Source organism: Fluviicola sp., from assembly GCF_030151805.1.
GTDB lineage: Bacteria > Bacteroidota > Bacteroidia > Flavobacteriales_D > Crocinitomicaceae > Fluviicola.
This window is the reverse complement of sequence record NZ_JASLCN010000348.1, coordinates 1-4,783: the sequence shown is the minus strand read 5'-3', so window position 1 is coordinate 4,783 and position 4,783 is coordinate 1. Positions and strand designations below refer to the sequence as shown.

4 protein-coding genes are annotated in these 4,783 nt (G+C 42.4%); all 4 read left to right on the top strand.

Annotation, left to right across the window (positions count from 1 at the left end):
* On the top strand, positions 1-1,549 hold a 1,549-nt coding region (locus Q1V93_RS13280; protein WP_300665371.1), incomplete at its 5' end, for a T9SS type A sorting domain-containing protein.
* A 121-nt stretch (positions 1,550-1,670) separates the two neighbouring features.
* Complete coding sequence (locus Q1V93_RS13275) at positions 1,671-2,996, top strand: PhoH family protein (protein ID WP_300665370.1); 1,326 nt, start codon at positions 1,671-1,673, stop codon at positions 2,994-2,996.
* Positions 2,997-3,157: 161 nt separating this feature from the next.
* Positions 3,158-3,766 carry a hypothetical protein gene (locus Q1V93_RS13270; protein WP_300665369.1) on the top strand — a complete coding sequence of 203 codons (609 nt, stop codon included), beginning with the start codon at positions 3,158-3,160 and terminating at the stop codon, positions 3,764-3,766.
* Between the two features lie 188 nt (positions 3,767-3,954).
* Positions 3,955-4,662: a DUF1003 domain-containing protein gene (locus Q1V93_RS13265; RefSeq protein WP_300665368.1), complete on the top strand. Its 708-nt coding sequence runs from the start codon at positions 3,955-3,957 to the stop codon at positions 4,660-4,662.
* Positions 4,663-4,783: the final 121 nt, after the last annotated feature.

Sequence of the window (4,783 nt, the reverse complement as noted above, 5' to 3'; positions counted from 1 at the left end):
AACGGCCTCTTCCATGATCGGATCTAACGGGCTTTCTCAAACAGGAACTGCTACAGGAATAACTTGTCATGGAACAAACAACGGTGCTGTTAACATTACAACAACGGGCGGTGCTGCACCATTGGTTTATTCCTGGTCGAACGGAGCAACAAGCAAAGACATTTCCGGGCTTCACAGCGGTCCGTATGAATTGACAATCACCGATGCATTGGGTTGTATTTCTGCAGCAACTTACCTCGTTGAAGAACCACAACAGATTATGCTCGGTCAAATGGCCATTACACAACCTGTCTGTTCTGCAACAAATGGCCAGGCAACAGCCTCTTTCATTGGTGGAACTGCTCCTTTTGATTATCTATGGACAGATGTTCACGGAACAAACCTGCACGTAAATAATGCAACCATTTCCAATATCGGGGCCGGAACCTATTTTTGCACTGTGACGGATGCAAACAACTGTTCGTTTACAAGCAGCGCACTGGTTTCAAACACTTTCGGACCAAATCTGATTGTTAGTTCCGTTACTCCATCCACTTGTTCGAACGACGGAAGCATTCAGCTGGACGTAATCTCCGGAAACCCGCAAAGTTATCTTTGGACAAACGGAGCAAGCACTCAAAACAATTCGAACCTCGCTCCGGGAACTTATTCTGTTTCCGTAACAGGAGCTACGGGTTGTGTCACCGTTCTGGGAGCAACTGTCGGAGCAGCCCTTCCGCCGGCTTCGGAAATTTGTATGGTAACTGTTGATGAGCTGACAAACAAGAACCTCGTTGTATGGGAAAAACCATTTACAGTCGGAATCGATCATTTCAACATTTACCGGGAAACATCACAAGCCGGACTTTACCAGGTTGTCGGATCAGTTGACTACACCGACGAATCCGTTTTTAATGACCTGTCTGCTTCACCGAATGTGCGTTCCTGGAGATATAAGATCACTTCTGTAAATGCCTGCGGCGTTGAATCGGAATTGAGTGTTAACCACAAAACAATTCACCTGGTTGTGAATCATGGATTAGGAAACGACATGAATTTATTCTGGGACAAATACGAAGGGTTCAACTATTCGAATTTCGTGTTGAAAAGATATACGAACACGGATGGCTGGGAAGATATCGCTGTTATGCCCAACAACTTGTTTACCTATACGGACCAGCCGACTTCCACAAACGGGTTGTTTTATGTGGTAACCGTAGATGCGCCAAGCACTTGTTCAAGCACAAAAATGGCACAAGATTTCAACACCACACGCTCAAACAGAGACAACCGTTTTTCAACCAGTTTGCCGAATTCCCTTTCAGAATTGATCGATCAGGCTGTCAGTATTTATCCGAATCCTGCAAACAGTTTCCTGAATGTGGAAAACACTTCCGGTCAATCCATTGAAGCACGCGTTCTGGATCAAACCGGAAGAGTGATCTCTGTTTTAACCCTGGCTCCCGGTCAAACGAAAATTGACTGTGGAAAACTGGTCGTGGGAATGTACCAGTTAGAACTGCAATCACAAGGTGCTAAAACACTGAAACGGTTTGTAATAGAAAAATAAAGAGAACATTAAAAGGGAGTTAAAAGCTCCCTTTTTTAATCACAAATCTTTGTCAATAAGTTTGAATTCCGGTACGTGTAACCGAGGTCAGAAAAAGGTACTTTAATACAAATACTTCAGTATGGCTAAAAAGAACAAATTATTTGTACTAGATACTTCGGTTCTACTACATGACCATGACGCGATCATGAATTTTGAAAGACACGATGTCGCAATTCCAATTACTGTTTTAGAGGAACTGGACAAATTCAAAATTGGAAATGACACCAAGAACTTCTCAGCTCGTGAAGTAATTCGTTTTATTGACAAGATCTCGGTAAACGGAGGTCTGCAACACTGGATTTCGCTGGGGCCGAATCTAGGTTCTTTTCGTGTGTTACTGGATTCTCAACCAAAGGACGTAGATGCCGAGGCGATTTACGGTTCCGGAAAGAACGACCACAAGATCATCAACTCCACACTGGTAATTAAAGAACAGGAACCGAAAAAAGACGTCATCCTTGTTACCAAAGACATCAATCTGCGCATCAAGGCGAAGGCACTTGGTATCCTGGCTGAAGATTATGAAACCGGGAAAGTGCATTCCAACGACCTGGAGCAGGTTTCCAGTTCCACGATCGAAGGAATCGAATCCGAAACAATCAAGCAACTCTTTTTGAAAGGAACAATCGATGAATCCGGAATTTTAGGAAATCAGAAGATTGCAAACGGATATTACATCCTGAAAAACGGAAAAAGCTCCGGTCTGGCTTATTTTGATCCACATACAGATACGTTACAACGGGTCGAAAAAGAATATACTTCCGGAATCAAGCCAAAAAATGCAGAACAGGCTTTTGCCATCAACGCATTGATGAATAACAACATCAAGCTCGTTGCTTTGCAGGGTGTTGCCGGAACGGGAAAAACCTTGTTAGCACTCGCTGCGGCATTGGAACAACACAAACTCTTTCAGCAAATCATTCTGGCACGACCGCTCGTTCCGCTTTCGAATAAGGAAATCGGGTTTCTTCCGGGAGACGCAAACGATAAGATCGGTCCGTACATGGAACCGTTGTGGGACAACCTGAAGTTCATCAAATCACAGTTCGGAGAAAATGAAAAACGGCACAAACACATTGTTGAGATGCAGGAAAGCGGCCGGATTTTAATTACTCCTTTGGCTTTCATCCGCGGAAGAAGTTTATCCAACATTCTTTTCATTGTTGACGAAGCGCAGAACCTCACTCCGCACGAAGTAAAAACCATCATTACACGTGCAGGAGAAGGAACCAAAATTGTCTTCACCGGAGACGTGCATCAGATTGATACGCCATATTTGGACGAAAACAGTAATGGTTTGGCTTACCTCATCGACCGTTTGAAAGGTCAAAACCTCTTTGCTCACGTACGTTTGGAAAAAGGAGAGCGTTCCGAGCTGGCAAACCTGGCAAACGAATTATTGTAAAAAACAACTGTTTAGATGATATCGTGAATGTTCCGTCCCGGTGGCGGAACATTTTTTTATCCGTACACCATTTGACGTAATTTTCTTTGCAAATTCAGATAAAGTATCTAAATTTCAGAATATTACTATAATTTTCACTGTGTTATTCTAAACAGCTAAGTATGAAAAAAATCATGTATTCGCTGGGATTGGTCCTTGGTTTTGCAACCGTGGCCAGTGCCCAAAAAATTATGCTCCTGGAAGGAGATCTCACTTTCCTGAAAGGTGAAACCGAATTGAATGTTGTTTACGACTTTTCCGCGCTGGAAGTGGGCGATTATCCTTCGGAAAAATCCTACAAGGACAAAAGAATCAAAGAACTGAACGAAAAAGAAGCAGGAAGAGGCGACAAATGGTCCGAATCCTGGGAACGGGACAAAGAAGTACGCTTCCCTGAAAAGTTTGAAGAATTACTGGAAAAAGGGCTGGCAGGAAATAAAGTGCAGGCCGGCAGAGACAATGATAAAGCAAATTACACGCTGATCATCAAAACAAAATTCATTGAACCCGGCTACAATGTCGGAGTAATGAGCAAACCGGCAGCTGTTTCGTATGAATACATCTTCGTCGACAAAAACGATGAAAAGAAAATATTGGCCAAACTGTCACAGAAACTGGTTCCGGGAGCCCAGGCAATGGGAATGGATTTCGACACTGGTACGCGCATCAGTGAATCCTATGCAAAAGCAGGAAAAATGCTTGCTGCGTTTATCATTAAGAACTTAAAGTAAAGATTGACGCTAAACCCTAAAGAACAATCATTCGGAAGTTTGATTTTAGATTCTTTTGAACCAACTTAGGGCTTGTTCTCATTCAGAGAAAATAAATGCTCCGAATCTGCTAATTGAGAGATCGGGGCATTTTTCATTGAATTAAATTCTTTCTGCGTAAATTCACCTGGTACAAATTCATTTCAATTATGAACACCTTTCGCAGTGATTTATCGAACGAGCATTTTCCGTTATCTGAACGTATTTCGGGAAAAACAATTCGTGGTTCTGTTTTACAACTCATTCAGAAAGATCACCCCGATTTTAACGAAAATCATTGCCTTTCAATCGGGGAACTCAACGATTACCGTGAAAAATATCTTTCAAACATGATGGAAGATCAATTGGGAGAACTTTCTACTTTGGATAAAACGGTTTTAGCGTCACTCAACGAAAAAAAACTTCTTTCGGATCAACTGGAAGACCAGGCTTCAGAAGCAGACACACTTGGTCAGCGCGTAGCAGATAAAGTAGCCTCCTTTGGCGGAAGCTGGACCTTCATCATTTCCTTTATGGTGTTTTTACTGATCTGGATTGCCTTCAATGCATTTATCTTGCTCAACAAAGGTTTTGACCCCTACCCTTTCATTTTACTGAATCTGATTTTATCTTGTCTGGCAGCACTTCAGGCTCCGGTCATTATGATGAGTCAGAACCGGCAGGAGGAAAAAGACAGGGAACGCTCAAAGAAAGATTACATGATCAACCTGAAATCTGAAGTAGAAATCCGTTTGTTACACGAAAAAATAGATCACCTCATCATTCATCAACAACAGGAATTATTGGAAATGCAGAAAATCCAACTGGATACGATGAAAGACCTGCTTTTGAAACACAGTAAACGGGAAAAAGAATGATTCCTACTCGGTTCCACTATCCTTCTCCGGGGTTTTCCATTTACTGGAAATCCGGAAACGGGAAGAAACTGGCAAAAAGATTAAGTGGCAATTTTCCTGAACAAACGGAAATAGAAGAATT

Excerpts from the sequence above, each read along its gene's own strand:
- Q1V93_RS13275 (WP_300665370.1), top strand. The coding sequence starts at position 1,671 with ATGGCTAAAAAGAACAAATTATTTGTACTAGATACTTCGGTTCTACTA.
- Q1V93_RS13270 (WP_300665369.1), top strand. The coding sequence starts at position 3,158 with ATGAAAAAAATCATGTATTCGCTGGGATTGGTCCTTGGTTTTGCAACC.
- Q1V93_RS13265 (WP_300665368.1), top strand. The coding sequence starts at position 3,955 with ATGAACACCTTTCGCAGTGATTTATCGAACGAGCATTTTCCGTTATCT.